1 protein-coding gene and 2 tRNA genes are annotated in these 2,517 nt (G+C 40.6%); all 3 read left to right on the top strand.

Annotated features, from left to right (window positions below; all coding sequences use genetic code 11):
• The first annotated feature begins 490 nt into the window (after positions 1-490).
• The 3 genes from SAY88_RS24465 to SAY88_RS24455 all read left to right on the top strand — a co-directional run bounded on the left by SAY88_RS24465 (position 491) and on the right by SAY88_RS24455 (position 2,427).
• On the top strand, positions 491-1,777 hold the full coding sequence (locus SAY88_RS24465; RefSeq protein ID WP_332635052.1) for an adenylosuccinate synthase: 1,287 nt from the start codon (positions 491-493) through the stop codon (positions 1,775-1,777).
• A 485-nt stretch (positions 1,778-2,262) separates the two neighbouring features.
• A tRNA-Lys gene (locus SAY88_RS24460) sits at positions 2,263-2,338 on the top strand.
• A 14-nt stretch (positions 2,339-2,352) separates the two neighbouring features.
• Positions 2,353-2,427 (top strand) — tRNA-Glu (locus tag SAY88_RS24455).
• Positions 2,428-2,517 lie beyond the last annotated feature (90 nt).

Raw genomic sequence — 2,517 nt, 5'->3', positions numbered from 1 at the left:
AATGTTTTAAGCCTTTTAGGAGTGGGTTTCTCCTAAAAGGCGCACGGCGAGAGAAGCCAACGCAAACATGTTCGCACTGGCTATGATAAAAGGCCGTTCTTTCCTTATTCTTAAAGACGAAGCGACTGATGGAGCCGCCGTAATGCTTTAAGCCTTTTAGGAGTGGGTTTCTCCTAAAAAGGCGCACGGCGAGAGAAGCCAACGCAAACATGTTCGCACTGTTGTTCTATACCGTTCGTACGACTAAAAGGTTGTTAATCTAATTGGTTAACAATCTTTTTTATGATAAATTTGCTAGAACGAAATAAAGGGTTTAAATAATGCAAGCATTCTTGCTGCAATAGCTAAAACGAACAAATAAATAAAAACTAATTTTGAACGTTCGTGTTTTGCATTGACGCATGTTTTCCGAGTTGGTATACTTATCAGTGGCTTTGGAAATAGTTAAAATAATTATGTAGATACAGTAGTGAAGGTGGAGGTGCATCACATGTCATCAGTTGTTGTTGTAGGTACACAATGGGGCGATGAAGGAAAAGGAAAGATTACTGATTATCTTTCAGAGAAAGCGGAAGTGGTTGCTCGTTACCAAGGTGGTAATAACGCAGGACATACGATCGTTTTCGGCGGAAAAAAATATAAACTTCATTTAATTCCATCTGGGATTTTCTATAAAGATAAAGCTTGTGTAATCGGTAATGGAATGGTTATTGATCCAAAAGCACTTGTTGAGGAATTGGCTTATTTACATGAGCGTAATGTTGATACAAGCAATCTTCGTATTAGTAACCGTGCTCACGTTATTCTTCCATATCACCTTAAACTAGATATTGTTGAGGAAGAGCGTAAAGGTGCTAATAAGATTGGTACAACGAAAAAAGGAATCGGTCCAGCTTATATGGATAAAGCTGCTCGTATTGGAATTCGAATCGCTGATTTATTGGATAAAGAAGTATTTGAAGAAAAATTAGAGCGCAACCTTGAAGAGAAAAACCGTCTTTTTGAAAAGTATTATGAAGTAGATGGGTTCACAAAAGAAGAGATCCTTGAGGAATACTTCGAGTATGGTCAGCAAATTGCTCAGTATGTATGTGATACATCTGTTGTTCTAAATGACGCTTTAGACGAAGGGCGTCGTGTTTTATTTGAAGGTGCTCAAGGGGTAATGCTTGATATCGACCAAGGTACATACCCATTTGTTACATCTTCAAACCCAATCGCTGGTGGAGTAACAATTGGTTCTGGGGTAGGACCTTCAAAAATTAATCATGTTGTTGGTGTATCAAAAGCATATACAACACGTGTAGGTGACGGTCCATTCCCAACAGAATTACATGATGAAATTGGTGATACTATTCGTGAAGTTGGAAATGAGTATGGAACAACAACTGGCCGTCCACGTCGTGTTGGTTGGTTTGATAGTGTAGTTGTTCGTCATGCCCGTCGTGTAAGTGGAATCACAGATCTATCTCTAAACTCGATTGATGTGTTAACAGGTATTAAAACATTAAAAATTTGTACAGCTTATAAGTATCGTGGAGAAGTAATGGAAGAGTTCCCTGCAAGCTTAAAAGTTCTTGCAGAGTGTGAGCCTGTATACGAAGAGCTTCCTGGCTGGGAAGAAGATATTACTGGCGTGAAAACACTAAGCGAACTTCCAGCTAATGCACGTCACTATATTGAGCGTGTATCGCAACTAACAGGCATTCCTTTAACGGTCTTCTCAGTAGGACCAGACCGCAACCAAACAAACCTTGTACGTGGGGTTTTTGCCTAGATTTTAAGAAAAAGGGTGGGTTTTCTCCTTTTTCTTAAAATCGAAGCGATGAGCGGAGCCGCCGTAATGTTTTAAGCCTTTTAGGAGCGGGTTTCTCCTAAAAGGCGCACGGCGAGTCGAGCCATCGCAAAGCCTGTTCGCACGTTTAACTAAGGGTGTAAAGTAGAAATGCACCCTTCTATTTTTGTCAAAATTCCTACCAAGAAATTACGACAAAAAATACTTTTTAATTTTTTAAGAAAAACACTTGCACTCAAAAAAATGATATGGTATTATAAATCTTGTCGCTGAGAGAAAAGACAAGCGATTAAATAAAAAAAGCAAGAGCCATTAGCTCAGTTACGAGCGAGGTTACTTTGAAATACTCCGAGTTGTTCCGACACATCTTACTACGAAGTATAGCTAGTAGAGGAAGGAACAGGTAAGACCACGAAGCAATTCATCGTCCGGAAACGACGTGAATAACTTCATTGAATAAACAGCAAGAGCCATTAGCTCAGTTGGTAGAGCATCTGACTTTTAATCAGAGGGTCGAAGGTTCGAGTCCTTCATGGCTCACCACTTTATTAAAAAGTGGCCCGTTGGTCAAGCGGTTAAGACACCGCCCTTTCACGGCGGTAACACGGGTTCGAATCCCGTACGGGTCACCATCATTTACACAAAAAAATGGTCCGGTAGTTCAGTTGGTTAGAATGCCTGCCTGTCACGCAGGAGGTCGCGGGTTCGAGTCCCGTCCGGAC

It is taken from the genome of Halalkalibacter flavus (assembly GCF_036663575.1).
Classification (GTDB): Bacteria; Bacillota; Bacilli; order Bacillales; family Bacillaceae_D; genus Halalkalibacter; species Halalkalibacter flavus.
The sequence above is the reverse complement of the archived record's forward strand: the minus strand, read 5'-3'. Positions and strand labels throughout refer to the sequence as shown.

Bases quoted from the DNA above. Each gene is read 5' to 3' on its own strand.
- SAY88_RS24465 (WP_332635052.1), top strand. From the start codon at position 491: ATGTCATCAGTTGTTGTTGTAGGTACACAATGGGGCGATGAAGGAAAA.